This window comes from Streptomyces sp. ATexAB-D23 (assembly GCF_000373645.1).
GTDB lineage: Bacteria > Actinomycetota > Actinomycetes > Streptomycetales > Streptomycetaceae > Streptomyces > Streptomyces castrisilvae.
Window position 1 is genome coordinate 119,775 of the sequence record NZ_KB892006.1, and the last position, 24,570, is coordinate 144,344.

Consider the following 24,570-nt stretch of genomic DNA (forward strand, 5'->3'; position numbering starts at 1 on the left):
ACACCCCCGGAGGAACGGACGGATCATGTGCAACTGCCGTCACCCGTACGACCGGAGAGGATCACGACCCGCCCGTGGAGAACGAACTGCCGGACATTTACTGCCCGTTCCCCCAACGGACGAATCCGTACGTCGCTCACGTACGGGGCCATCTCGACACCTGGACCCGCAACACCGGCCTGGTGCACCGGGATTCGGCCAGGGAGCGCTTCGAGCAGGCGGACTTCGGCGCATTCGTCGGGATGGTGTACCCGACCGCCGACAGTGACAATCTGGACCTCGTCGCCGACTGGTTCGTCTGGCTCTTCCTCGTCGACGACCAGCTCGACGACGGCCACCTCGGCCGCAGCCCCGACCGGGTCCGGGACGTGGTCGCCCAGATGCAGGCCGTGGTCGACGGCACCCGCACGGGCGTCCTGGAGAACGAGGAGCTGCCCGCCGCCGTGGTCGCCCTCATCGACCTGTGGCACCGCACGACACCGACCACCGCGGTGCACTGGCGGCGCCGCTTCGCCTGGCACCTGATGACGTACCTCACCACGGCCACCACCTGGGAGGCCGGGAACCGGGCGGCGGACATCGTGCCGTCGGAGGCCCTGTACATCGAGAAGCGCCGCCACACCGGAGCGATCCATGTCTGCATGGACCTCATAGAGATCGTCGCGGGCATCGAGGCTCCCCAGTCGATCCACAACGACCCCCGGTTCATCACCGCGCTGGAGGCCTCGTGCAACGTCGTGTGCTGGGCCAATGACGTCTATTCCTACGAGAAGGAACAGGTGCTCGGCGAGATCCACAACCTCGTCCACCTGGTCCGCCACCACCGCGGCTACGGCAAGCAGCAGGCACTGGAGCACGTCTGCGCGGAGATCGCCACCGAGACGGAGCGCTTCCTGACGGCGGAGGCCGAACTGCTGGCCACCCATCCGCAGCTCGCGTGGATGCTGGAGCCGTATCTCGACGGGATGCGGAGCTGGATGCGCGGGAATCTCGACTGGTCCCGGCAGACACCCCGCTACAACCCGGCAGACGTCAGCCAGTACAAGGAGCCGGAGCAGTATCTGGAGGCCAGGGTCCTGGGCGTCGCACAGGACTGAGCCGGACGACGTGCAGGGGCGGGCGGCCACCGGGCCGCCCGCCCCTGCACGTCGTCCGGTGCGTCAGTCGCCGTCCGGGTCGGCCCGCTCCAGGGCCGGCCGCAGCGGGGCGGCGGACTCCGTCAGCAGATAGTCGGCCGCCGCCGTGTCCGTGACGAGGCTGGTGACCAGGCCGGAGCGGAGGACCGCGCCGATCGCCGCGGCCTTGCGCTGGCCGCCCGCGATGGCCACCACCTCGGGGATGCGGCGCAGCCGGTCCGCCTCGACGGTGATGCAGCGCTCGCCGAGGTCGCGGCCGACCCGGCGGCCGTCCGCGTCGAACAGGTGCGCCGACATCTCGGCGGCGACGCCGAGCGAGGCGTAGTGCCCGCGCTCCTCGTCGGAGAGCATGTCGTGGACGGTCGAGATGCCCGGCTCCCAGGAACCGATGGAGACGGCCGCGACCGTCACCTTGTCGAAGTACTCGAAGGCGCGGGCGATCCCCGTCTGGTGGCGCAGCGCGGCGGCCGTGGCCGGGTCGGGCAGCAGCATCGGCGCGTAGATCGGGTGGGCCTCGCCGCCGGAGACCTGGGCGGCGCGCCGCACGGCCTCCACCGAACCGCGTTCGGCGGTACCCGCGTCGTACACCCCGGTGAGCTGCACGACGGTGCACGGCGGCAGCCGGTCGAGCGCGGCCGCCATGTGGATGGTGGAGCGGCCCCAGGCGAGCCCGAGGACATCGCCCTCGTTCACCAGTTCGCCCAGCAGGTCGGCCGCGACCTCCCCCAGGTTCTCCGGGTCCGCCGCGTCGTCCTGCTCCTCCGCCGGGGACTCGACCACGACCGCGTGGCGCAGCCCGTAGCGGGCGCGGAGCGCGTCGGAGCGCTCGGCGTCCAGCTCGGCGGGGACCCGGATCTCGATCCGTACCAGGTCGCGTTCCAGGGCCGTCTCCAGGACCCGGGCCACCTTGAAGCGGCTGACGCCGAACTCCTCGGCGATCTGGATCTTGGACTTGCCCTCAAGGTAGAAGCGGCGGGCCATGGCCGCCGCCTGCACCAGCTCCGCGGGCCCCATCCGCAGGGCGGACCGGCCCGCCGACATTGCAGACACCGCGTTCTCCTCACTGCTGTTCACGCTCTTGATACGCCGTTCATCCTGTCAGATACGGCGATCCCTGACCGGTCCCGTCGGACCCCGTTCATCTGCCCTTGGCCGGGGCGACCCGCGTTCACGGGCCCGCAGCGGCACGGCCTCAGTGGGCGCAGGCCCAGCCGGCCGACCCGATGGCCCCGTCCGCCTTGGCCCGCAGGGCCCGTACCGCGGCGGCCGGGTCCTTGGCGCCGTACACGGCGGAGCCGGCGACGAAGACGTCGGCCCCCGCCTCGGCGCACCGCTCGATGGTGGACTCGGAGACCCCGCCGTCGACCTGGAGCCACAGGTCGAGCCCGTGCTTGGAGATCAGCTCACGGGTGCGGCGGATCTTCGGCAGCATGATGTCCAGGAACGCCTGGCCGCCGAAGCCCGGCTCGACCGTCATGATCAGCAGCATGTCGAGCTCGGGGAGCAGGTCCTCGTACGGCTCGATGGGCGTCGCCGGCTTGAGCGCCATGGAGGCGCGTGCTCCCTTGGCACGGATCTCCCGCGCCAGCCGTACGGGGGCGGCCGCCGCCTCCGCGTGGAAGGTGACCGATCCCGCGCCCGCCTCCACGTACTGCGGGGCCCAGCGGTCCGCGTCCTCGATCATCAGATGGCAGTCCAGCGGCGTGTCCGTGGCCCGGCTGAGCGATTCCACGATCGGGACGCCGAGGGTCAGATTGGGCACGAAGTGGTTGTCCATGACATCGACATGGAGCCAGTCGGCACCTTCGACGGCCTTCGCCTCCTCGGCGAGGCGCGCGAAGTCGGCGGAGAGAATACTGGGGTTGATCTGGGCCATGGGCCAAGCCTGCCATGTTCTGCGTCACTTCCCCGCCTCGGTGCGCCCCAAAGCCTCACGGGATCATTACGGTTCGCGCATTCCCGTCGTTTTCGCCCCCGGTCCGGGGGCGAGCGGGCCGATCAGGCGGTACGCCGCAGCAGGGCGAGGTACATCGCGTCCGTGCCATGCAGATGCGGCCACAGCTGGACATCGGGGCCGTCACCCAGCGCGGGCACACCCGGCATCAGGGGGCGGGCGTCGACCCACTCCGCCTCGACGGGGGCCCCGCCGCGCCCCTTGAGCACGTCCTCGACCACCACCCGGGTCTCCGCGAGGTGCGGCGAGCAGGTCGCGTATCCGACGACGCCGCCGACCCGTACGGCCTTCAGCGCCTCGCGCAGCAGACCGCGCTGGAGGGGCGCGAAGCTCTCCAGGTCCTCCTTGCGACGGCGCCAGCGGGCCTCCGGGCGGCGGCGCAGCGCGCCGAGGCCGGAGCAGGGCACGTCCATGAGGACGCGGTCGAAGGTGCCAGGCTGCCACGGCGGCCGGGTGCCGTCGGCGGTGACCACCTGGTAGGGGCCGGGGTTGCCGGCCAGCGCGCGTTCCACGAGGCGGGCCCGGTGCGGCTGCTTCTCGGCGGCCAGCAGGGCGGCGCCGCGTCCGGCGGCGAGCGCGGCGAGCAGGGCGGCCTTCCCCCCGGGGCCCGCGCAGCCGTCGAGCCAACGGGTGTCGCCGCCCTCCAGCGGGGCGTTCGCGAGGGCGGCGGCGACGAGCTGGCTGCCCTCGTCCTGGACACCGGCCCGGCCCTCGCCGACGGCGGTCAGGGCGCCGGGCTCGCCGCCCTCGGCCATCCGCACGGCGTAGGGCGACCAGCGGCCGGGCAGGGAGTTCTCCTCGCCGAGCGCCTCGGCCAGTTCGTCGGTGGTGGAGCGGCCGGGGCGGGCGACGAGTGTGACCTCGGGCCGTTCGTTGTCCGCTTCGAGCAGGTCCTCGATGCCGGCCCGGCCGCCGCCGAGCGCGTCCCAGAGGGCCGAGACGATCCAGCGGGGGTGCGAGTGCACGACGGAGAGGTGGTCCTCGGCGTCCTCCTCGTAGGAGGGGGCGACCCGCGCCACCCAGCCGTCGAGATCGTCGGCCGAGACCTTGCGCAGCACGGCGTTGACGAATTTGGCGCGCCCCTCCCCCAGCACCACCCGGGCCAGCTCGACGCTGGCGGAGACCGCGGCGTGGGTGGGGATGCGGGTGCCGAGCAGCTGGTGGACACCCATGTTCAGCACGTCCAGGACGGGCGGGTCGACCTCGCGCAGCGGGCGGTCGATGCAGGCGGCGACGATCGCGTCGTACGTGCCCTGCCGACGCAGCGTCCCGTAGACCAGCTCGGTCGCCAGGGCCGCGTCGCGCTGGTCGAAGTCGCCCTTGGCCCGCGCCTTCTTCAGCAGCGGGGGCAGGACGAGGTTCGCGTACGCGTCGCGCTCGTCGACGGCCCTGAGGACTTCGAAGGCGAGGAAGCGGACCGGGTCCTTCTTGGGACGGCGGTGCGGCTTGGCGGGACGGCGACGCGGCTGGTCGTTCACGTGAAAGGTGCTCCGCTGAAGGTGAGAGGACGAACCCTCCCAGCCTACGTCCCCGCCCCGGCCCGCCCGTCCGTCAGCTGCCGAGCAGTTCGCCCGGGACGATGCGCACCCCGCGCGCCCAGTCCGCGGCGCGCATGGGCTTCTTGCCCTGCGGCTGGACCCAGAGCAGCTCGACGGCGTGCGATCCGGTGCCGACGAACACGTTGTTCTTGCCCACCGACAGCTCGCCGGGCGCGAGCCCGGACCGGTCCACGGCCGGGGTCGCCTGGACCAGCTTCAGGCGCTCTCCCCGGAACAGCGTCCAGGCGCCGGGGGCCGGGGTGCAGGCACGGACGACGCGGTCCACGCGCAGGGCGGGCGCGGACCACTGGACCTGGGCGTCCTCGACGGTGATCTTGGGCGCGAGGGTGACCCCGTCGGCGGGCTGCGGCACGGCGTGCAGGGTGCCGTCCTCGATGCCGTCCATGGTCGCGGCGAGCAGCCCGGCACCGGCGAACGCGAGCCGGGTCAGCAGATCGCCGCTGGTGTCGGTCGGGCGGACCTCCTCGGTGAGGACGCCGTAGACCGGTCCGGAGTCGAGCCCCTCCTCGATGAGGAAGGTGGAGGCCCCGGTCACCTCGTCGCCGGCCATCACCGCGTGCTGCACGGGGGCCGCGCCGCGCCAGGCGGGCAGCAGCGAGAAGTGGAGGTTGACCCAGCCGCGGGCCGGCACGCCGAGCGCCGCCTTGGGCAGCAGCGCGCCGTAGGCGACGACCGGGCAGCAGTCCGGCGCGATCTCCCGCAGCCGCGCGAGGAAGTCCTCGTCCCGGGGCCGGGCGGGCTTGAGGACCTCGATCCCGGCCTCCTCGGCGCGCTGGGCGACCGGGCTGGCCACCAGCCGCCGGCCACGCCCCGCGGGCGCGTCGGGCCTGGTCACGACGGCGGCCACCTCATGGCGGCCGGAGGCGATCAGGGCGTCCAGGGCGGGAACGGCTACCTCGGGGGTGCCTGCGAAGACGAGCTTCATGGGTGGCTGACTGCCTCTCAGGCCGGACTCTCAGGCCGAAACGTTACGGTGACGAGCAACGCACAAGTCTATGGGGCCCGGACCCGGGGGGCGTACGCACAGTTGCGCGCCCCTTGCACGTGCTCATACGCCCCCCGAGCGTGACCAGATCCCCGGGTGCCGCGTTGGTCAAGAGAGATTGACCGAAGCGAGCCGCCCTGGTGCGGCCCGATCCCTTTCAACGCCGGTTCGAGAGGCTTCTTCATGGCCGACCACGCAACCCACGACGCCCAAGCGCGGGCCAGCCTGCATCTTCTGGTGCGGGACATCGAGCGGGTCCGGCGGCAGGTGGACGCACTGCGCACGCTCACCGCCCAACTGGGCAACGTCTACCGTCCACGCCGCTCCGGCCCGTCCGCGGGCTTCGTCGTCTACGGCAGGGCCCCGGCCCCCACGGTCAGACTGGCCCAGGAACTGCGGGACAGCGTCGAGACCCTGGTCACGGCGGCCGTGGACTTCGACCGTTCGCTGGGCTTCTCCTGGGACGCGGTGGGCTCCGCGCTCGGGGTCACCAAGCAGGCCGTCCACCGCCGCTACGGCGCACGGCGTGCCGCACCGCAGCCCGCGTCGGGCGAGACCGGCGCCGAGGTCGTGGCGCAGCGCCCGTCGCCGGTGCCCCCGGGCGCCGCCGTACCGGCGGCACGCTCGATGCCGCCACAGCCGTCGGCGGAGCGGCCCGCACTGCGCGAGGACGTACGCCCGGGAGCCTTCCCGGGCCCCCGCAACGGCTGACCGCCAATGCGTCAGGGGCCGCCCCGAGGCCAACGCCACGGGGCGGCCCCACTCACGCGTCGCGCGCGTCGCGCCCGGTACGACCGAGCGGGCCCGGCACATCGAGCCCACCCACCGCCCCGATCAAGCCCGCCCGCCGCAACGAGCCCGTCCGGCGATCGAGGACCAGGCGCCCACCGGGACACACCCGCACCGCACACAGACGGACCGCGCACAACCAAGCCCGCCCGCCACAACCAAGCCCGTCCGGCGATGGAGGACATGGCGCGCGCCGAAACAGGCCTGCACCCACCCCCGCCTCACCCGATATCCGCCGGGTCCACCCGAATCCGCACCGCCCCCGCACGCGGCCCCCGTGCCACCCGCGCCTCCTTCAGCGCGGCCGCCAGCGCCGCCCCGCTCCCCGGCGGCACCCGGATCAGCGCCCGCTCCCAGGTCTCCCCCGGAGGCGCCTCGAACGGCCTGCGGGGCCGCCCCCGCTCGGCCGCGGGCACCGGGACCGGGCCCAGCACCTCGGCGTCCGACGGCAGCCGCGCCCCGGCCAGGAATCCGGCCAGCGCCTCCGGCTCCCCCGCCACCGACGCCATCCGGGACACCGGCGGAAAGCCCAGCTCGGCCCGCTCCGCCAGCTCCCGCCGGGCGTGACCCACCGGGTCCCAGCGCACCAGGGCCTGCACGGGCCGCAGCGTCGGCTCGGCGACGATCACCACCGTGCCGCCCTCGGGCCGGCCCCGCACCAGCGCGGCGGCCGCCGTCCAGCGGCGCAGCGCCTCCTCCCCGGCGCGCAGGTCGGGGCGGCCGACCATCGCCCAGCCGTCCAGCAGGAGCGCCGCCGCGTACCCGCCGTCGGCGACCGGCTCGGCGCCGGGCGTGCTGACCACCAGCGCGGGCTGGTCCGGCACCGAGTCCAGGATGTGATCGCGGCCGGACGTCCGCACCGGCACGGCGGGAAACGCGCGGCCCAGCTCCTCCGCCGTCCGGCGGGCGCCGACGATCTGCGCGCGCAGCCGGCGGGAGCCGCAGGCGACGCAGTGCCAGGAGGTCTCGGCCCGGCCGCACCAGGCGCAGTTCAGGTCCTGCTGGTCGGGCGCCTCCAGCGGCCCGGCGCAGTGCAGGCACCGGGCGGGTTCCCGGCAGCGCTCGCAGGCCAGCCGGGGGGCGTAGCCGCGGCGGGGCACCTGCACCAGCACCGGTCCGGTGCGCAGCCCGTCCCGGACGGTCTGCCAGGCGAGGCTGGGCAGCCGGGCGGCCCGAGCCGCACCGTCCCTCGCCAGCTCGCCGTCGCCCACGGTACGGATCATGGGCGCCGCCGTCCGCAGCTGTGAGCGGTCGGCGCGCAGTGGGAGGGCCCAGCCGCTCTCGACCAGTTGCGCGGCCTCCACGGTGCAGCTGGTGGCGCCGAGCAGGAAGGCGCACCGGCCGTGCGTGGCCCGCAGCTCCAGGACCTCCCGCACATGGGGGAAGGGGGCGCGGTCGTCGCTGTGGCTGGAGTCCCCGTCGTCCCAGACGACGACGAGGCCGAGGCCGGCGACGGGGGCGAACATCGCGGCCCGGGTCCCCACCACCGCGCGGACGGACCCGCGCCGCACGGCCAGCCATTCCCGGTAGCGCTTCTGGGGCCCGGAGCCGGCCGTGAGCAGTGCGTGCCGGCCCTCGCCGAGCAGGGCGGTGAGGGCGGCGTCGACCCGTCCGGCGGTCCGCCCGTCGGGGACGACGACGAGGGCGCCGCGCCCGGAGGCGAGGGTCGCGGCGACGGCCGCCGCGATCTCCGCGGGCCAGTGCGGACCCGGCAGCGCGGTCCACACGGCCCGGGGGGCGCCGCCGGTGGCCAGCGCGGTGAGGAACGCGGGCCCCTGCTCGTACCGCTCCCAGGTGCCGGGGGCGGGGGGCGCGGGGGGAGGCAGCGGGGCGGGGGACTGCTTGGCCTCGGCCTGGGCGTTCCTCGGGGGGACGGCGAGCTGCAGGACGTCGGCGAGGCTGCCCGCGTACCGGTCGGCGACGGCGCGGGCCAGGGCGAGCAGATCCGGTCCGAGCACCGGTTCGGGGGAGACGACGGAGGCGAGCGCGGCCAGCGCGCCGTTGTAGTCGGACTCGGCCAGCCGCTCGATCAGGAAGCCGTCGATCAGTCCGCCGCCCTCGCGCCGGCCGCCCCGCACATTGCGCCCTCCGGCCCCGAACCGGACCCGGACCCGGACGCCCGGCCGGGCGTCGGCGTCCAGCTCCGCGGGGACCGCGTAGTCGAAGTACTGGTCGAGGTGGAGCGCGCCCTTGTTGACGAGGACGCGGGCGACGGGCAGCTCCTCGGCGAGCGCCGCACCGCGCCAGGTGCGCGGCTTGGCGCGCGGCACCTTGGCGCGGCGCACGGTCTCCCGGATCAGCGCAAGCTGCTCCGGCGCCCCGGCCCCGGGCTCGTCGGATCGCTCGTCGTCGCTGCTCACAGCCACAGTCCTACCAGACACCTCTGACAGCGGCGGCCGCCCCCGACCGGGCCCGCGACAGGCCGGAGCCCGGACGCCGTGACGGCGTCCGGGCTCCGGCGGAAGACGGTCTCGGGCGCCCCTACAGGCCCGCGGCGGCGCGCAGCGCCTCGACCCGGTCGGTGCGCTCCCACGTGAAGTCGGGCAGCTCGCGGCCGAAGTGGCCGTACGCGGCGGTCTGCGCGTAGATCGGGCGGAGCAGGTCGAGGTCGCGGATGATCGCGGCCGGGCGGAGGTCGAAGACCTCGCCGATGGCGTGCTCGATCTTCTCGGTCTCGATCGCGGCGGTGCCGAAGGTCTCCACGAACAGGCCGACCGGCTCGGCCTTGCCGATCGCGTAGGCGACCTGGACCTCGCAGCGGGCGGCGAGCCCGGCGGCGACGACGTTCTTGGCCACCCAGCGCATCGCGTAGGCGGCGCTGCGGTCCACCTTCGACGGGTCCTTGCCCGAGAAGGCGCCACCGCCGTGGCGGGCCATGCCGCCGTAGGTGTCGATGATGATCTTGCGGCCGGTGAGGCCGGCGTCGCCCATCGGGCCGCCGATCTCGAAGCGCCCGGTCGGGTTCACCAGCAGGCGGTAGCCCTCGGTGTCCAGCTTGATGCCGTCCTCGATCAGCTGCGACAGGACGTGCTCGACGACGAACTCGCGGATGTCGGGCGCGAGCAGCGAGTCGAGGTCGATGTCGCTGGCGTGCTGCGAGGAGACGACGACCGTGTCGAGCCGGACGGCCTTGTCACCGTCGTACTCGATGGTGACCTGCGTCTTGCCGTCGGGACGCAGGTACGGGATGGTCCCGTTCTTGCGGACCTCGGACAGCCGGCGCGAGAGCCGGTGCGCCAGGTTGACCGGGAGCGGCATCAGTTCGGGCGTCTCGTCGCAGGCGTAACCGAACATCAGGCCCTGGTCGCCCGCGCCCTGCTTGTCCAGCTCGTCCTCGTCGCCCTCGACCCGCTTCTCGTACGCGGTGTCGACGCCCTGCGCGATGTCCGGGGACTGCGCGCCGATGGACACCGAGACGCCGCAGGAGGCGCCGTCGAAGCCCTTCTTCGAGGAGTCGTAGCCGATCTCCAGGACCTTGTTGCGGACCAGCGTCGGAATGTCGGCGTAGGCCTTGGTCGTGACCTCACCCGCAACGTGCACCAGACCGGTCGTGATCAGGGTCTCGACGGCGACGCGGGAGGACGGGTCCTCGCGCAGGAGGGCATCGAGAATGGTGTCGCTGATCTGGTCAGCGATCTTGTCGGGGTGACCCTCGGTTACGGACTCCGAGGTGAAGAGACGGCGGGACACATCGCTCCCTGGGGTTGCAGCGGCTGCTGGCTGATCATTGGGCGGACGGGTCCGGGAGCTGCGCCCGGTACGGTCCAGGGGCAGTTTATCGGTCGGCTCCGTCCCGCGGACAACGTGTCTCGCCCTTTGGGAGATATGTGACCTGGCCCACTGGTGCCCGGAGCCCCCGGGGAGACCGCTGCCGACGGGGTCCGGCCGGGCGCCCCAAGGGTTGTGGCGTCACCGGCGTGTCACAGGGAATTCATACGAGCCGGGCCGACACGAGGTCCCACACCGTGTCGGCGAGCGCTTCCTTGGGTCCGTGCGGCACCGGCGTCTCGGTTCCGTCCGCGCCGAGCACCACCGCTTCGTTCTCCTCGGAGCCGAAGGTCTTGCGCTCCCCCACCTCGTTGACCACCAGCAGGTCGCAGCCCTTGCGGCGGAGCTTCTCGCGGCCGTTGGCCAGGACGTCGTCGGTCTCGGCGGCGAACCCGACGACGATCTGTCCGGGCGTGGCGCGCTCGGCGGCCACCTCGGCGAGGATGTCGGGGTTGCGGACGAGCGCGATGGGGGCGGGCTCCTGGCCGTCCTTCTTCTTGATCTTCCCGGTCACGTACTGGGCGGGCCGGAAGTCGGCGACCGCGGCGGCCATGACCACGACGTCGGCCTCCGCCGCGGCCTTGAGCACGGCCTCGCGCAGCTGCACGGCCGTACCGGTGTGCACGACGTCGGCGCCGGACGGGTCGGGCAGTCCGGTGTTGGCCTCGACGAGCGTGACCCGGGCGCCGCGGGCGACGGCGGTGCGGGCCAGCGCGTAGCCCTGCTTGCCGGATGAGCGGTTGCCGAGGTAGCGGACGGGGTCGAGCGGTTCCCTGGTGCCGCCGGCGCTGATCACCACGTGCCGGCCCGCCAGGTCGGGTGCCGCCGCGCCGCGGGCCAGCACCCGGCGGCAGACCTCGAAGATCTCGCCCGGGTCGGGCAGCCGTCCCTTGCCGGTGTCGGCGCCGGTGAGGCGGCCGACGGCGGGCTCGATGACGACGGCGCCCCGGCGGCGCAGGGTGGCCACGTTCTCCTGGGTGGCGGGGTGCTCCCACATCTCGGTGTGCATGGCGGGGGCGAGGACGACCGGACAGCGGGCGGTGAGCAGGGTGTTGGTGAGGAGGTCGTCGGCGAGCCCGTGCGCGGCCCTGGCCAGCATGTCGGCGGTGGCGGGGGCGACCACGACGAGGTCGGCGTGCTGTCCGATCCGTACGTGGGGTACCTCGTGGACGTCGTTCCAGACCTCGGTGGAGACCGGGTGGCCGGAGAGCGCGGACCAGGTGGCGGCGCCGACGAAGTGCAGGGCGGACCCGGTGGGGACGACCCGTACGTCGTGGCCGGACTCGGTCAGCCGGCGCAGCAGTTCGCACGCCTTGTACGCGGCGATGCCGCCGCTGACCCCCAGAACGACCTTCGGCTTGTCCACTGCGTCTCCCCGCACTCGGCTGCGTACGTACCCGGCATACGTACACCCCCATGCTGCCTCACGGGCGCGGGCGCCGGTCCGTCGCCCCGGACACGCCTCGGGCCCGGCGGATTGCCCGCCGGGCCCGAGGTGAGGTTGCGTTTCGCCGCTTACTGCGCGGGGCCCTCGATGGCCTCGGACGTGAGCAGGCCCGCGTTGATCTCGCGGAGCGCGATCGAGAGCGGCTTCTCGTGCACGTGGGTGTCGACGAGCGGACCGACGTACTCGAGGAGGCCCTCACCGAGCTGCGAGTAGTACGCGTTGATCTGGCGCGCGCGCTTGGCGGCGTAGATCACGAGGCTGTACTTCGAGTCGGTTGCTTCGAGGAGCTCATCAATCGGCGGGTTGATGATGCCCTCGGGCGTGGTGATGGAAGAGGACACGCTCTGCCTTCCGAAGGGGATGAAGATCAAAGAAATCTTTGACAGTCAGGGGCTCGTTTGCCGGTGCCCCCGTGTCGGTGGATCACTCGCCGCCGGCACGGTGGCCGGAAGCCTCCAGCATCAAGGCTAGCAGCTCACGCGCCACATCCTCGACGGAGGTGTTGACGAGCGTCGTATCGAACTCGGATTCGGCGGCCAGCTCGACCTTGGCGGCCCCGAGCCTGCGTTCGATGACCTCGGGCGCCTCGGTCCCCCGGCCGGTGAGCCGGCGCACCAGCTCCTCCCAGCTCGGCGGCGCGAGGAAGACCAGCCGGGCGTCGGCCATGGACTGGCGGACCAGCCGGGCGCCCTGGAGGTCGATCTCCAGGAGCACCGGCTCACCCGCCTCCAGCCGCTCCTGCACGGCGCGGCGCGGGGTGCCGTAGCGGTTGCCGGCGAATTCGGCCCACTCCAGCAGCTCGCCGTTGGCGATGAGCTTGTCGAACTCCTCGTCGTCCACGAAGAAGTAGTGGACGCCGTTGCGTTCGCCGGGGCGGGGCTTGCGGGTCGTCGCCGACACCGAGAGCCACACCTCGGGGTGGACCTTGCGCATATGCGCGACGACCGTGCTCTTGCCGACCCCCGAGGGGCCGGAGAGCACGGTCAGCCGCGGACGTACGTCCGGGGGTACGGGGGACGTCCCCCGGGATGTTGCAGCCATGGAGCGATTATCCAGGTTCTCAGGGGTGCCTGAGAACGTCAGGCGGCGCTGCCGCCGAACTCGCGCTCCAGGGATGCGATCTGGTTGGAGCCAAGACCCCGGACGCGGCGGCTCTCGGAGATGCCGAGCCGCTCCATGATCTGCTTTGCACGGACCTTGCCCACACCGGGCAGGGACTCCAGCAGGGCGGAGACCTTCATCTTGCCGATGACGTCGTTCTCCTGGCCCGACTTGATGACCTCATGGAGGGAGGCGCCGGAGTGCTTGAGTCGATTCTTGACCTCGGCCCGCTCCCGGCGAGCCGCGGCGGCCTTTTCGAGCGCGGCTGCGCGCTGTTCAGGGGTAAGGGGCGGAAGAGCCACGCCTACGTCACCTCGGATGTCGATCTGTCGGATACGGACCGGTGAGGCCGCTGAATCGCCCCTCACCTGCTGAGCCGCGAACAACCCGTGCTCGTCGGCTCTCGACGGAGACTAGCGGCCAAGGCCGCCGGAGTCAGCGAGAACGGACGAAAAGTCCTGGTCAGCCTCAGCCGACCGGGACATTTCCGTCATAACACCTGAGTTTTCTGGTCAGAATTCCGTCAACACGCAGTTACGTGGCAGGGTCAGCGGTCCGAGACGGCCGCGCGGACCTCGTCCGCGAACCGTCCGGCGGCTTCGCGCAGCCCGGATACGTCCGGGCCGTGGCTCAGCACGCCCCGGCTGACGCTGGGCACCACATTGCGCACGGCGTCACCGAAGACGCCCGGCAGATCCGCCGGCGTCGCCCCCTGGGCGCCGATGCCGGGGGCGAGCAGCGGACCGTTGATCGCGAGATCGACGCCCGCGTCGCCGAGCGTGGCCCCGACCACCGCGCCGACCGAGCCGAGCGGGGCGGCGCCCGCGTTCTCGGCGGTCATGTGGTCGAGCATCAGCTGGGCCAGCGGCCGGCCGTCGGCCGCCGTGGCGCGCTGCACCTCGGCACCCTCCGGGTTGGAGGTCAGGGCGAGTACGAAGACACCCGCGCCGGAGACCGCCGCCGCGTCCAGCGCCGGGCGCAGCGAGCCGAAGCCGAGGTACGGCGAGACGGTGACCGCGTCCGAGAAGAGCGGCGAGTCCTTGTCGAGGTAGGTCGCGGCGTAGGCGCCCATGGTGGAGCCGATGTCGCCGCGCTTGGCGTCCATCAGGACCAGCGCTCCGGCCGCCCTGGCTTCCTCGACGGCCTTCTCCAGGACGGCGATGCCCCGCGAGCCGAAGCGCTCGAAGAACGCGGACTGCGGCTTGAGCACGGCGACCCGGCCGGCCAGCGCCTCGACGACGGTCCGGGTGAAGCGCTCCAGCCCCGCGACGTCGTCGTTCAGTCCCCAGGAGGTGAGCAGGGAGGCGTGCGGGTCGATGCCGACGCAGAGCGGGCCACGGGTGTCCATGGCATGGCGCAGCCTGGCGCCGAAGGGTTCCGGGGTCATTTCGCTGCCTTCCGGGTTTCCGCGCCGACGGCGTCGGCGAGGGTGGCGTACGGGGAGGCGGCCAGGCGCGCGGCCAGGCCCTTGTGGATGGCGCGGGCGTAGAACGGGCCCTCGTAGATGAAGGCGCTGTAGCCCTGGACGAGGGTGGCGCCGGCGAGGATGCGCTGCCAGGCGTCCTCGGCGTTCTCGACGCCTCCGACGCCCACCAGGGTGATCCGGTCCCCCACGCGCCCGTACAGGCGGCTCAGGACCTCCAGGGAGCGTTCCTTGAGGGGCGCGCCGGACAGGCCGCCGGTCTCCTTCACTAGGGCGGCCGGGGACCGCAGGCCCAGTCCCTCGCGGGCGATGGTGGTGTTGGTGGCGATGATGCCGTCCAGGCCCAGTTCGACGGCGAGGTCGGCGACGGCGTCGACGTCCTCGTCGGCGAGGTCCGGGGCGATCTTGACGAGCAGCGGGACCCGGCGGCCGGTGACGGTGCGGTCGGCCGCCTCGCGCACGGCGGTCAGCAGGGGGCGCAGCGACTCGGTGGCCTGGAGGTTGCGCAGGCCGGGGGTGTTGGGCGAGGAGACGTTGACGACGAGGTAGTCGGCGTGGGCGGCGAGCCGCTCGGTGGACTTCACGTAGTCGGCGGCGGCGTCGGCCTCGGCGACGGCCTTGGTCTTGCCGATGTTGACGCCGACGGTGGTGCGGAAGACCGGGGTACGGGCGGCGAGGCGCTCGGCCACGGCCGCGGAGCCCTCGTTGTTGAAGCCCATGCGGTTGATGAGCGCGCGGTCCGCCACCAGGCGGAACAGCCGCTGCTTCGGGTTGCCGGGCTGTGCCTCGCCCGTCACGGTACCGATCTCGACGTGGTCGAACCCGAGCATCGCCATGCCGTCGATCGCCACCGCGTTCTTGTCGAAGCCGGCGGCGAGGCCGAAGGGGCCGTGCATCCGCAGGCCGAAGGCCTCGGTGCGCAGCTCCCGGTGGCGGGGGGCGAGGGCGGCGGCCACGAAGGTGCGCAGCACGGGGACGCGAGCGGCGAGGCGGATCCAGCGGAAGGCCAGGTGGTGGGCCTGCTCCGGGTCCATCCGCTTGAAGACGAGACGGAAGAAGAACTTGTACATCACGGTGTCCTCATGAAGAGGGGGACACCGTTTCCGGTGTCCCCCTGGGAGCGGGCTAGTCGCGGGCCGCGGTCAGATGTTCCGCGTGTTCCTGGAGGGAACGGACGCCGACGTCTCCGTTGTTGAGGGCGTCGATGCCCTGGACGGCCGCGGCGAGCGCCTGGACCGTGGTCAGGCACGGCACCGAGCGCGCGACGGCCGCGGTGCGGATCTCGTAGCCGTCGAGGCGGCCGCCGGTCCCGTAGGGCGTGTTGACGATGAGGTCGACACCGCCCTCGTGGATCAGCTGGACGATGGTCCGCTCGCCGTTCGGGCCCTCGCCCTCGGAGAGCTTGCGTACGACCGTGGCGTTGATGCCGTTGCGCTTGAGGACCTCGGCGGTGCCGGAGGTGGCCAGCAGCTCGAAGCCGTGGGCGACCAGCTCGCGGGCCGGGAAGATCATCGAGCGCTTGTCGCGGTTGGCCACCGAGATGAAGGCGCGGCCCTTGGTGGGCAGCGGCCCGTAGGCGCCGGCCTGCGACTTGGCGTACGCGGTGCCGAAGACCGAGTCGATGCCCATGACCTCGCCGGTGGAGCGCATCTCCGGGCCGAGGATGGTGTCGACGCCGCGGCCGTGGATGTCGCGGAAGCGCGACCACGGCATGACGGCCTCCTTGACGGAGATCGGCGCGTCCAGCGGCAGGGTGCCGCCGTCGCCGCTCTTCGGCAGCAGGCCCTCCTCGCGCAGCCCGGCCACGGTCGCGCCCAGCGAGATCCGGGCGGCGGCCTTGGCGAGCGGGACCGCGGTCGCCTTCGAGGTGAAGGGCACGGTCCGCGAGGCGCGCGGGTTGGCCTCCAGGACGTAGAGGATGTCGCCGGACAGCGCGAACTGGATGTTGATCAGTCCGCGTACGCCGACGCCCTTGGCGATGGCCTCGGTGGAGGCGCGCAGCCGCTTGATGTCGTGGCCGCCGAGCGTGATCGGGGGCAGGGCGCAGGCGGAGTCGCCGGAGTGGATGCCGGCCTCCTCGATGTGTTCCATGACGCCGCCGAGATAGAGCTCGGTGCCGTCGTAGAGGGCGTCCACGTCGATCTCGATGGCGTCGTCGAGGAAGCGGTCGACCAGGACCGGCCGGGTGGGGCTGATCTCGGTGGACTCGGAGATGTACGAGGAGAGCCGGGTCTCGTCGTACACGATCTCCATGCCGCGCCCGCCGAGCACGTACGAGGGGCGTACGAGGACGGGGTAGCCGATCTCGTCGGCGATCTGCTTGGCCTCGGCGAAGGTGGTGGCGGTGCCGTGCTTGGGGGCGGGCAGGCCGGCCTCGGCCAGGACGCGGCCGAAGGCGCCGCGGTCCTCGGCCGCGTGGATCGCCTCCGGCGGGGTGCCGACGACGGGCACGCCGTTGTCCTTGAGCGCCTGCGACAGGCCCAGCGGGGTCTGGCCGCCGAGCTGGACGACGACACCGGCGACCGGGCCCGCGAGGGTCTCGGCGTGCACGATCTCCAGCACGTCCTCCAGCGTCAGCGGCTCGAAGTACAGGCGGTCGGAGGTGTCGTAGTCGGTGGAGACCGTCTCCGGGTTGCAGTTGACCATCACGGTCTCGTAGCCGGCGTCGCTGAGCGCGAAGGAGGCGTGGACGCAGGAGTAGTCGAACTCGATGCCCTGGCCGATGCGGTTGGGGCCGGAGCCCAGGATGATCACCGCGGGCTTGGTGCGGGGCGCGACCTCGCTCTCCTCGTCGTAGGAGGAGTAGAAGTACGGCGTCTTCGCGGCGAACTCGGCGGCGCAGGTGTCGACCGTCTTGTAGACCGGGCGGACGCCGAGCGCGTGCCGCACCTCGCGGACGACGTCCTCGCGCAGGTCGCGGATCCCGGCGATCTGGAGGTCCGAGAAGCCGTGCCGCTTGGCCTCGGCGAGCAGCTCGGGGCCGAGCTTTTCGGCGGCGGCCAGCTCGTCGGCGATCTCCTTGATCAGGAAGAGCTGGTCGACGAACCAGGGGTCGATCTTCGTGGCGTCGAAGACCTCCTCCTGGGTGGCGCCGGCCCGGATCGCCTGCATGACGGCGTTGATCCGGCCGTCGGTCGGGCGGACCGCCTCGGCCAGCAGTTCGGCCTTGTCGCCGGGGTCGCCGGTGAAGGTGAACTGCGAGCCCTTCTTCTCCAGGGAGCGCAGCGCCTTCTGGAGGGCCTCGGTGAAGTTCCGGCCGATCGCCATGGCCTCGCCCACCGACTTCATGGTGGTGGTGAGGGTGGAGTCGGCGGAGGGGAACTTCTCGAAGGCGAAGCGCGGGGCCTTGACGACGACGTAGTCGAGGGTCGGCTCGAAGGAGGCCGGGGTCTTCTCGGTGATGTCGTTGGGGATCTCGTCCAGCGTGTAGCCGACGGCCAGCTTGGCGGCGATCTTGGCGATCGGGAAGCCGGTGGCCTTGGAGGCGAGGGCCGAGGAGCGGGAGACGCGGGGGTTCATCTCGATCACGATGACGCGGCCGTCGGCCGGGTCGATGGCGAACTGGATGTTGCAGCCGCCGGTGTCGACGCCGACCTCGCGGATGATCGCGATGCCGATGTCGCGCAGCCGCTGGTACTCGCGGTCGGTGAGGGTCATCGCGGGGGCGACGGTGATCGAGTCCCCGGTGTGGACGCCCATCGGGTCGAAGTTCTCGATGGAGCAGACGACCACGACGTTGTCGTTGCGGTCGCGCATCAGCTCCAGCTCGTACTCCTTCCAGCCGAGGATGGACTCCTCCAGGAGCACCTCGGTGGTCGGGGAGAGCGTGAGGCCCTGTCCCGCGATGCGGCGCAGCTCGTCCTCGTCGTGGGCGAAGCCGGAGCCGGCGCCGCCCATGGTGAAGGAGGGGCGGACGACGACGGGGTAGCCGCCGAGGGTGTCGACGCCGGCGAGGACGTCGTCCATGGAGTGGCAGATGACGGAGCGGGCGGACTCGCCGTATCCGATCTTCTCCTTGACGGCCGCGACGACGCCCTTGAACAGGTCGCGGTCCTCGCCCTTGTTGATGGCCTCGACGTTGGCGCCGATGAGCTCGACGCCGTACTTCTCCAGGACGCCGTTGTCGTGCATGGAGATCGCGGTGTTCAGCGCGGTCTGGCCGCCGAGGGTGGGCAGCAGCGCGTCGGGGCGCTCCTTGGCGATGATCTTCTCGACGAACTCGGGGGTGATCGGCTCGACGTAGGTGGCGTCGGCGATCTCCGGGTCGGTCATGATCGTCGCCGGGTTGGAGTTCACCAGGATGACGCGCAGGCCCTCGGCCTTGAGGACGCGGCAGGCCTGGGTGCCGGAGTAGTCGAACTCGGCGGCCTGCCCGATGACGATCGGGCCGGAGCCGATGACCAGGACGGACTGGATATCGGAGCGCTTAGGCACGCTGGCCCTCCATCAGGGAAACGAAGCGGTCGAAGAGGTACGCGGCGTCGTGCGGGCCGGCGGCGGCCTCGGGGTGGTACTGGACGCTGAAGGCCGGCCGGTCGAGCAGCTGGAGGCCCTCCACCACCTGGTCGTTCAGGCAGACGTGGGAGACCTCGGCGCGGCCGTAGGCGGTGTCGGAGACCTTGTCGAGGGGGGCGTCGACGGCGAAGCCGTGGTTGTGCGCGGTGACCTCGACCTTGCCGGTCGAGCGGTCCTGCACGGGCTGGTTGATGCCGCGGTGGCCGTACTTCAGCTTGTACGTGCCGAAGCCGAGCGCGCGGCCCAGGATCTGGTTGCCGAAGCAGATGCCGAAGAGCGGGGTCCCGCGCTCCAGGACGCCCCGCATGACGGAGACGGGGTGGTCGGCGGTGGACGGGTCGCCGGGGCCGTTGGAGAAGAAGACTCCGTCGGGCTCGACCGCGTACACCTCCTCCAGTGTCGCGGTGGCGGGCAGGACGTGCACCTCGATGCCGCGCTCGGCCATCCGGTGCGGGGTCATGCCCTTGATGCCGAGGTCGATCGCGGCGACGGTGAACTTCTTGGTGCCGATCGCGGGGACGACGTAGGTCTCCTTGGTGGCGACCTCGGCGGACAGGTCGGCGCCCGTCATCTCGGGGGCCTGCTGGACGCGGGCGAGCATCGTGGCGTCGTCGGTGACCGCGTCGCCGGAGAAGATGCCGACGCGCATGGCGCCGCGCTCGCGCAGGTGGCGGGTGAGGGCGCGGGTGTCGACGCCGCTGATGCCGACGACGCCCTGGTTCGCGAGCTCCTCGTCCAGCGAGCGCCGGGAGCGCCAGTTGGAGGGGGTGCGGGCGGGGTCGCGCACGACGTAGCCGGCGACCCAGATGCGCCGGGACTCGGGGTCCTCGTCGTTGACGCCGGTGTTGCCGACGTGCGGGGCGGTCATCACGACGACCTGGCGGTGGTACGAGGGGTCGGTCAGCGTCTCCTGGTAGCCGGTCATGCCGGTGGAGAAGACCGCCTCGCCGAAGGTCTCCCCCACAGCCCCGTAGGCGCGGCCGCGGAAGGCGCGGCCGTCCTCCAGGACGAGTACGGCGGGAACCTGGGCTCCCCGGGTGGAGGTCGTCATCGTGCGATGCCTTCCGTAGTGCTGGTGAGGTGGTTGACGGCTTCGACCCAGGCGGGGTGCTCGGCCGAGTGGTCGGAGCGGAATCCGGAGTCGATCAGCTGGTCGCCGAGCGCCCAGGTGATGACGAGGAGGCCGCCCTCGGGCAGGACCTTGCCCGCCAGTGCCTTGTCGGTGCGGGCGCCGCGCAGGTCGGCGGCCGGGACGAAGAAGTCCGCCGCGCCGGGCCGTACGACGTCGAGGCCCTCGGCGGTCAGGGTGAGCTCGACGCGGCTGCGGGTGCCGAGGCCGTGGGCGACGATCCGGTCCAGCCACTGCCCGGCCGTGGTCGACGCGTGGTAGCGGCCGGTGAGGCCGAGCAGCTTCTCGCCGTCCGCGTAGCCCTCGGGGGTGGCCGCGAGAGGGGGCAGGTCCGACTGGAGGTTCCCGCGCCACTTCCATCCCTGGCGCATCAGCCAATAGACGAACACGACGAGGACGACGAGTCCGATCACCCAGCTGATGCGGGCGGACCAGTCGGTCACCTCCGCCGACTTCTGCTCGGCGGCCAGTTGGTACAGGGTCTGTGTAGTCACGCGAGCTTCCCGTCGACGACCGTGGCACGGCCCCGCAGGAAGGTGTGGGTCACTCGGCCCGGCAGCTCGCGCCCCTCGTACGGGGTGTTGCGGCTGCGGGAGGCGAATCCCGCGGGGTCCACGGCTCCACGGTATGCCGGATCGACCAGGGTGAGGTTGGCGGGCTCACCCGCCGAGACGGGGCGGCCGTGTCCTTCGAGCCGTCCGATGGCCGCGGGCCGCGACGACATGCGGTCGGCGACGCCGGCCCAGTCGAGCAGCCCGGTCTCGACCATCGTCTGCTGGACGACGGAGAGCGCGGTCTCCAGGCCCACCATGCCCATGGCGGCCGCGGCCCACTCGCAGTCCTTGTCCTCGTGCGGGTGCGGGGCGTGGTCGGTGGCGACGCAGTCGATGGTGCCGTCGGCGAGTGCCTCGCGCAGGGCCTGTACGTCGGCCTCGGTGCGCAGCGGCGGGTTCACCTTGTAGACGGGGTTGTAGGAGCGGACCAGCTCGTCGGTGAGCAGGAGGTGGTGCGGGGTGACCTCGGCGGTGACGTTCCAGCCCTTGGACTTGGCCCAGCGCACGATCTCGACGGAGCCTGCGGTCGACAGGTGGCAGATGTGCACCCGGGAGCCGACGTGGGCGGCGAGCAGCACGTCGCGGGCGATGATCGACTCCTCGGCGACGGCGGGCCAGCCGCCGAGGCCCAGCTCGGCCGAGACGATGCCCTCGTTCATCTGGGCGCCCTCGGTGAGGCGGGGTTCCTGGGCGTGCTGGGCGACGACCCCGTCGAACGCCTTCACGTACTCCAGGGCGCGGCGCATGATGACCGCGTCGTCCACGCACTTGCCGTCGTCGGAGAAGACCCGCACGCCGGCCGCGGAGTCGTGCATGGCGCCCAGCTCGGCGAGCTGCTTGCCCTCCAGGCCGACGGTGACGGCGCCGATGGGCTGCACGTCGCAGTAGCCGGACTCCTTGCCGAGCCGCCAGACCTGCTCCACGACGCCGGCGGTGTCGGCGACCGGGAAGGTGTTGGCCATGGCGTGCACGGCGGTGAAGCCACCGACCGCAGCGGCCTTGGTGCCGGTGAGGACGGTCTCGGAGTCCTCGCGGCCGGGCTCGCGCAGGTGGGTGTGGAGGTCGACCAGGCCGGGCAGCAGGACCTGGCCCGCCGCCTCGATCACGGTGGCGTCGCCCGCGTCCAGCCCGGTACCGACCGCGGCGATGGTCTCGCCGTCGATGAGGACGTCCCGCGGGTCGCCGCCGAGCACCTGCGCACCGCGGATAAGGATCTTGCTCATGGTTACTTGTTCTCCTCGGTACGGGCGGCGGGGGTGGAGGGGGCGGCCGACTCGTAGCCGCCGAGCAGCAGGTAGAGCACGGCCATGCGGATGGAGACGCCGTTGGCGACCTGCTCGACGACCGTGCAGCGGTCGGAGTCGGCGACCTCGGCGGTGATCTCCATGCCGCGGACCATCGGGCCGGGGTGCATGACGACGGCGTGCTCGGGCATCTTCGCCATGCGCTCGCCGTCCAGGCCGTAGCGGCGGGAGTACTCGCGCTCGGTCGGGAAGTAGGCGGCGTTCATCCGCTCGCGCTGCACACGCAGCATCATCACGGCGTCGGAGTCCGGCAGCACGTCGTCCAGGCTGTAGCTGATGTCGCAGGGCCACCGCTCGACGCCGACCGGGACCAGGGTGGGCGGGGCGACCAGGGTGACGTGGGCGCCGAGCGTGTTCAGCAGGTGGACGTTGGAGCGGGCGACCCGGCTGTGCAGGATGTCTCCGACGATGGTGATGCGGCGCCCTTCGAGGTCCTTGCCGAGTCCGGCGTCCGGCCCGACGAGCCTGCGGCGCATGGTGAAGGCGTCCAGGAGGGCCTGGGTGGGGTGCTCGTGGGTGCCGTCGCCCGCGTTGACGACGGCGCCGTCGATCCAGCCGGAGGTGGCGAGCCGGTAGGGGGCTCCGGAGGCGCCGTGACGGATGACGACGGCGTCGGCGCCCATCGCCTCCAGGGTCAGCGCGGTGTCCTTGAGCGACTCGCCCTTGGAGACGGACGAGCCCTTCGCGGAGAAGTTGATGACGTCGGCGGACAGCCGCTTGGCGGCCGCCTCGAAGGAGATGCGGGTGCGCGTCGAGTCCTCGAAGAAGAGGTTGACGACGGTACGGCCGCGCAGGGTCGGGAGCTTCTTGATCGGCCGGTCCGCGACCCTGGCCATCTCCTCGGCGGTGTCGAGGATCAGGACGGCGTCGTCGCGGGTGAGGTCGGCGGCCGAGATGAGGTGACGCTTCATCTGGGTGTTCTCCGGGTGGCTGGAGTTTTCAGGCATGCGGGCGCGCGGAAGCCGCCGTACGGCGGACTGGCCGTACGGGCGGGAAGCTAACGCTCGACCGCGTGGGCGGCCTGCTCGACCCCGAGCAGCACGGCGTCGCGGCCGTCCTCCTCGGCGAGCTGGACCTTGACCGTCTCCCGCAGCGACGTGGGGAGGTTCTTGCCGACGTAGTCGGCGCGGATCGGGAGTTCGCGGTGGCCGCGGTCGACGAGGACGGCGAGCTGCACCGCCCGGGGCCGGCCGATGTCGCCGAGCGCGTCGAGGGCGGCGCGGATCGTGCGGCCGGAGAAGAGGACGTCGTCCACCAGGACGACCAGGCGGCCCTCGATGCCCTCGCCGGGGATCTCGGTGCGGGCCAGGGCGCGCGCGGGGCGCAGCCTCAGGTCGTCGCGGTACATGGTGATGTCGAGGGAGCCGACCGGGATCGTGCGGCCGGTGATCTCTTCGAGCTTGTCGGCGAGCCGGCGGGCGAGGAAGACACCCCGGGTCGGAATGCCGAGGAGCACCACATCGTCGGCGCCCTTGGCGCGTTCGACGATCTCGTGGGCGATACGGGTCAGGACCCGGGCGATGTCGGGAGCCTCCAGAACGGGGCGTGCCGCGTTGCCGGTGGCGTCGTGCTGTGCGTCCATAAGAAACGGACCTCCTTCTCCGCCTCACGGGACGGACCTTAAAGGACGTCGAAATTGCACTCCCGACCTTACCAGGGCCCGCGCCGGTCCCTTTCCCCGCCCCGGGAGAAGCCGGTACGGACCATCTCAGCTTGACGCACCCAAGTAACGCTGCGTAACCTCACAGTGAGTTACCAGCCACGCGGCCCAGCCGCGAACGTTCCAGTGTCCGGGGAGCCTTATGTCCAGCGAATACGCAAAACAGCTCGGGGCCAAGCTCCGTGCCATCCGCACCCAGCAGGGCCTCTCGCTCCACGGCGTGGAGGAGAAGTCCCAGGGCCGCTGGAAGGCCGTCGTGGTCGGTTCGTACGAGCGCGGCGACCGTGCCGTGACCGTGCAGCGCCTTGCCGAGCTGGCGGACTTCTACGGCGTCCCGGTCCAGGAGCTCCTGCCGGGCACGACGCCCGGCGGTGCCGCCGAGCCGCCGCCGAAGCTCGTCCTGCAGCTGGAGCGCCTGGCCCACGTGCCGCCGGAGAAGGCCGGTCCTCTCCAGCGTTACGCGGCGACGATCCAGAGCCAGCGCGGCGACTACAACGGCAAGGTGCTCTCGATCCGCCAGGACGACCTGCGCACGCTTGCCGTGATCTACGACCAGTCGCCGTCCGTGCTCACGGAGCAGCTGATCAGCTGGGGCGTGCTGGACGCGGACGCGCGCCGCGCCGTCGCCCACGAAGAGGGCTGACCGGCCCCCGCAGAAACGTGCCGCCGGGTCCGGCGGGGTTCCCCTCGGGGCGCCCCTCCGGGCCCGGCATTCGTATGCCCGGAGCCGTGTGGGCGGATGGACCCGGACATGCCGAAGGGCCCACGGCTCTGCGGCCATGGGCCCTTCGTCGGCGGAACGCCGCCGGGGGTTCAGCTCTCCCGGCGGAGGTTCGGCTTGAGGTCCTTGAAACGGGCCAGCAGGCCGTTCACGAAGGACGGGGAGTCGTCGGTCGAGAACTCCTTGGCGATCTGCACCGCCTCGTCGATCACCACCGCGTCCGGGGTCGCGTCCACCCAGATCAGCTCGTACGCACCGAGCCGCAGGATGTTCCGGTCGACGACCGGCATGCGGTCGAGCTCCCAGTCCACCGCGTAGGTGACGATGAGGTCGTCGATCCGGTCCGCGTACTGCGCGTACCCCTCGACGAGCTCCATCGTGTACTCGGTGACCGGAGGCTGACGGGTGTCGGACCGCGAGTGCCGTACCCAGTCCGCGAGGACCGTCTGCACGGACTCGCCGCGCTGGTCGGCCTCGAAGAGGATCTGGAAGGCGCGCTTGCGGGCCGTGTTCCGGGCAGCCACG

General features: G+C 72.2%; 22 protein-coding genes. 3 read left to right on the forward strand and 19 right to left on the reverse strand.

Annotated elements, in window-relative coordinates:
- Window positions 1–74: 74 nt before the first annotated feature.
- On the forward strand, window positions 75–1,097 hold the full coding sequence (locus B082_RS0108300) for a terpene synthase family protein (protein WP_018551350.1): 1,023 nt from the start codon (window positions 75–77) through the stop codon (window positions 1,095–1,097).
- A gap of 63 nt (window positions 1,098–1,160) precedes the next feature.
- On the opposite strand, the gene B082_RS0108305 is transcribed toward B082_RS0108300, so the two are convergent.
- The 4 genes from B082_RS0108305 to fmt form a co-directional block, all read right to left on the reverse strand.
- Window positions 1,161–2,177: a sugar-binding transcriptional regulator gene (locus B082_RS0108305; RefSeq protein WP_018551351.1), complete on the reverse strand. Its 1,017-nt coding sequence runs from the start codon at window positions 2,175–2,177 to the stop codon at window positions 1,161–1,163.
- A gap of 151 nt (window positions 2,178–2,328) precedes the next feature.
- Window positions 2,329–3,012: a ribulose-phosphate 3-epimerase gene (gene rpe / locus B082_RS0108310; protein WP_018551352.1), complete on the reverse strand. Its 684-nt coding sequence runs from the start codon at window positions 3,010–3,012 to the stop codon at window positions 2,329–2,331.
- Window positions 3,013–3,134: 122 nt separating this feature from the next.
- Window positions 3,135–4,568: an RsmB/NOP family class I SAM-dependent RNA methyltransferase gene (locus B082_RS0108315; protein ID WP_018551353.1), complete on the reverse strand. Its 1,434-nt coding sequence runs from the start codon at window positions 4,566–4,568 to the stop codon at window positions 3,135–3,137.
- A 73-nt stretch (window positions 4,569–4,641) separates the two neighbouring features.
- Window positions 4,642–5,574, reverse strand: coding sequence for a methionyl-tRNA formyltransferase (gene fmt, locus B082_RS0108320; RefSeq protein ID WP_018551354.1), 933 nt, complete (start codon window positions 5,572–5,574; stop codon window positions 4,642–4,644).
- A 243-nt stretch (window positions 5,575–5,817) separates the two neighbouring features.
- Between fmt and B082_RS0108325 the strand changes: the two genes are divergently transcribed.
- Window positions 5,818–6,345 carry a hypothetical protein gene (locus B082_RS0108325; RefSeq protein ID WP_018551355.1) on the forward strand — a complete coding sequence of 176 codons (528 nt, stop codon included), beginning with the start codon at window positions 5,818–5,820 and terminating at the stop codon, window positions 6,343–6,345.
- Between the two features lie 299 nt (window positions 6,346–6,644).
- Here the strand turns inward: B082_RS0108325 and B082_RS0108330 are convergent, their stop codons facing one another.
- From B082_RS0108330 to pyrR, 14 genes are all read right to left on the reverse strand, one after another.
- Window positions 6,645–8,783, reverse strand: coding sequence for a primosomal protein N' (locus B082_RS0108330; protein ID WP_018551356.1), 2,139 nt, complete (start codon window positions 8,781–8,783; stop codon window positions 6,645–6,647).
- A 121-nt stretch (window positions 8,784–8,904) separates the two neighbouring features.
- On the reverse strand, window positions 8,905–10,113 hold the full coding sequence (metK, locus tag B082_RS0108335; protein WP_018551357.1) for a methionine adenosyltransferase: 1,209 nt from the start codon (window positions 10,111–10,113) through the stop codon (window positions 8,905–8,907).
- Between the two features lie 241 nt (window positions 10,114–10,354).
- The gene (coaBC, locus tag B082_RS0108340; RefSeq protein ID WP_018551358.1) at window positions 10,355–11,557 is read right to left on the reverse strand and encodes a bifunctional phosphopantothenoylcysteine decarboxylase/phosphopantothenate--cysteine ligase CoaBC; all 1,203 of its coding nucleotides are present in this window, start codon (window positions 11,555–11,557) and stop codon (window positions 10,355–10,357) included.
- A 149-nt stretch (window positions 11,558–11,706) separates the two neighbouring features.
- The gene (gene rpoZ, locus B082_RS0108345; RefSeq protein WP_003970369.1) at window positions 11,707–11,979 is read right to left on the reverse strand and encodes a DNA-directed RNA polymerase subunit omega; all 273 of its coding nucleotides are present in this window, start codon (window positions 11,977–11,979) and stop codon (window positions 11,707–11,709) included.
- An 82-nt stretch (window positions 11,980–12,061) separates the two neighbouring features.
- Window positions 12,062–12,679, reverse strand: a complete 618-nt coding sequence (gene gmk, locus B082_RS0108350) for a guanylate kinase (protein WP_026249555.1) — start codon at window positions 12,677–12,679, stop codon at window positions 12,062–12,064.
- A gap of 38 nt (window positions 12,680–12,717) precedes the next feature.
- The gene (locus B082_RS0108355; protein WP_018524251.1) at window positions 12,718–13,041 is read right to left on the reverse strand and encodes an integration host factor; all 324 of its coding nucleotides are present in this window, start codon (window positions 13,039–13,041) and stop codon (window positions 12,718–12,720) included.
- A 245-nt stretch (window positions 13,042–13,286) separates the two neighbouring features.
- Complete coding sequence (gene pyrF / locus B082_RS0108360; RefSeq protein WP_018551360.1) at window positions 13,287–14,126, reverse strand: orotidine-5'-phosphate decarboxylase; 840 nt, start codon at window positions 14,124–14,126, stop codon at window positions 13,287–13,289.
- A complete protein-coding gene (locus B082_RS0108365) occupies window positions 14,123–15,232 on the reverse strand; it encodes a quinone-dependent dihydroorotate dehydrogenase (RefSeq protein ID WP_018551361.1) in 1,110 nt (369 codons plus the stop codon). Before B082_RS0108365 ends, pyrF begins: the two co-directional genes overlap by 4 nt.
- 55 nt (window positions 15,233–15,287) lie before the next feature.
- Entirely contained in the window at window positions 15,288–18,596 is a 3,309-nt protein-coding gene (carB, locus tag B082_RS0108370) for a carbamoyl-phosphate synthase large subunit (RefSeq protein ID WP_018551362.1), read from the reverse strand.
- Window positions 18,589–19,728 carry a glutamine-hydrolyzing carbamoyl-phosphate synthase small subunit gene (gene carA / locus B082_RS0108375; RefSeq protein ID WP_018551363.1) on the reverse strand — a complete coding sequence of 380 codons (1,140 nt, stop codon included), beginning with the start codon at window positions 19,726–19,728 and terminating at the stop codon, window positions 18,589–18,591. Before carA ends, carB begins: the two co-directional genes overlap by 8 nt.
- Window positions 19,725–20,300 (reverse strand): hypothetical protein, encoded by a 576-nt coding sequence (locus B082_RS0108380; protein ID WP_018551364.1) that lies wholly within the window; start codon window positions 20,298–20,300, stop codon window positions 19,725–19,727. Before B082_RS0108380 ends, carA begins: the two co-directional genes overlap by 4 nt.
- Window positions 20,297–21,583, reverse strand: a complete 1,287-nt coding sequence (locus B082_RS0108385) for a dihydroorotase (protein ID WP_018551365.1) — start codon at window positions 21,581–21,583, stop codon at window positions 20,297–20,299. The genes B082_RS0108380 and B082_RS0108385 overlap by 4 nt, the downstream gene beginning before the upstream one ends.
- 2 nt (window positions 21,584–21,585) lie before the next feature.
- Window positions 21,586–22,575, reverse strand: a complete 990-nt coding sequence (locus B082_RS0108390; RefSeq protein ID WP_018551366.1) for an aspartate carbamoyltransferase catalytic subunit — start codon at window positions 22,573–22,575, stop codon at window positions 21,586–21,588.
- An 86-nt stretch (window positions 22,576–22,661) separates the two neighbouring features.
- Window positions 22,662–23,246: a bifunctional pyr operon transcriptional regulator/uracil phosphoribosyltransferase PyrR gene (gene pyrR, locus B082_RS0108395; RefSeq protein ID WP_018551367.1), complete on the reverse strand. Its 585-nt coding sequence runs from the start codon at window positions 23,244–23,246 to the stop codon at window positions 22,662–22,664.
- A 220-nt stretch (window positions 23,247–23,466) separates the two neighbouring features.
- Between pyrR and bldD the strand changes: the two genes are divergently transcribed.
- A complete protein-coding gene (bldD, locus tag B082_RS0108400) occupies window positions 23,467–23,967 on the forward strand; it encodes a transcriptional regulator BldD (protein WP_018551368.1) in 501 nt (166 codons plus the stop codon).
- A gap of 170 nt (window positions 23,968–24,137) precedes the next feature.
- Here the strand turns inward: bldD and nusB are convergent, their stop codons facing one another.
- Entirely contained in the window at window positions 24,138–24,569 is a 432-nt protein-coding gene (gene nusB / locus B082_RS0108405; protein ID WP_018551369.1) for a transcription antitermination factor NusB, read from the reverse strand.
- Between the last annotated feature and the right edge of the window lies 1 nt (window position 24,570).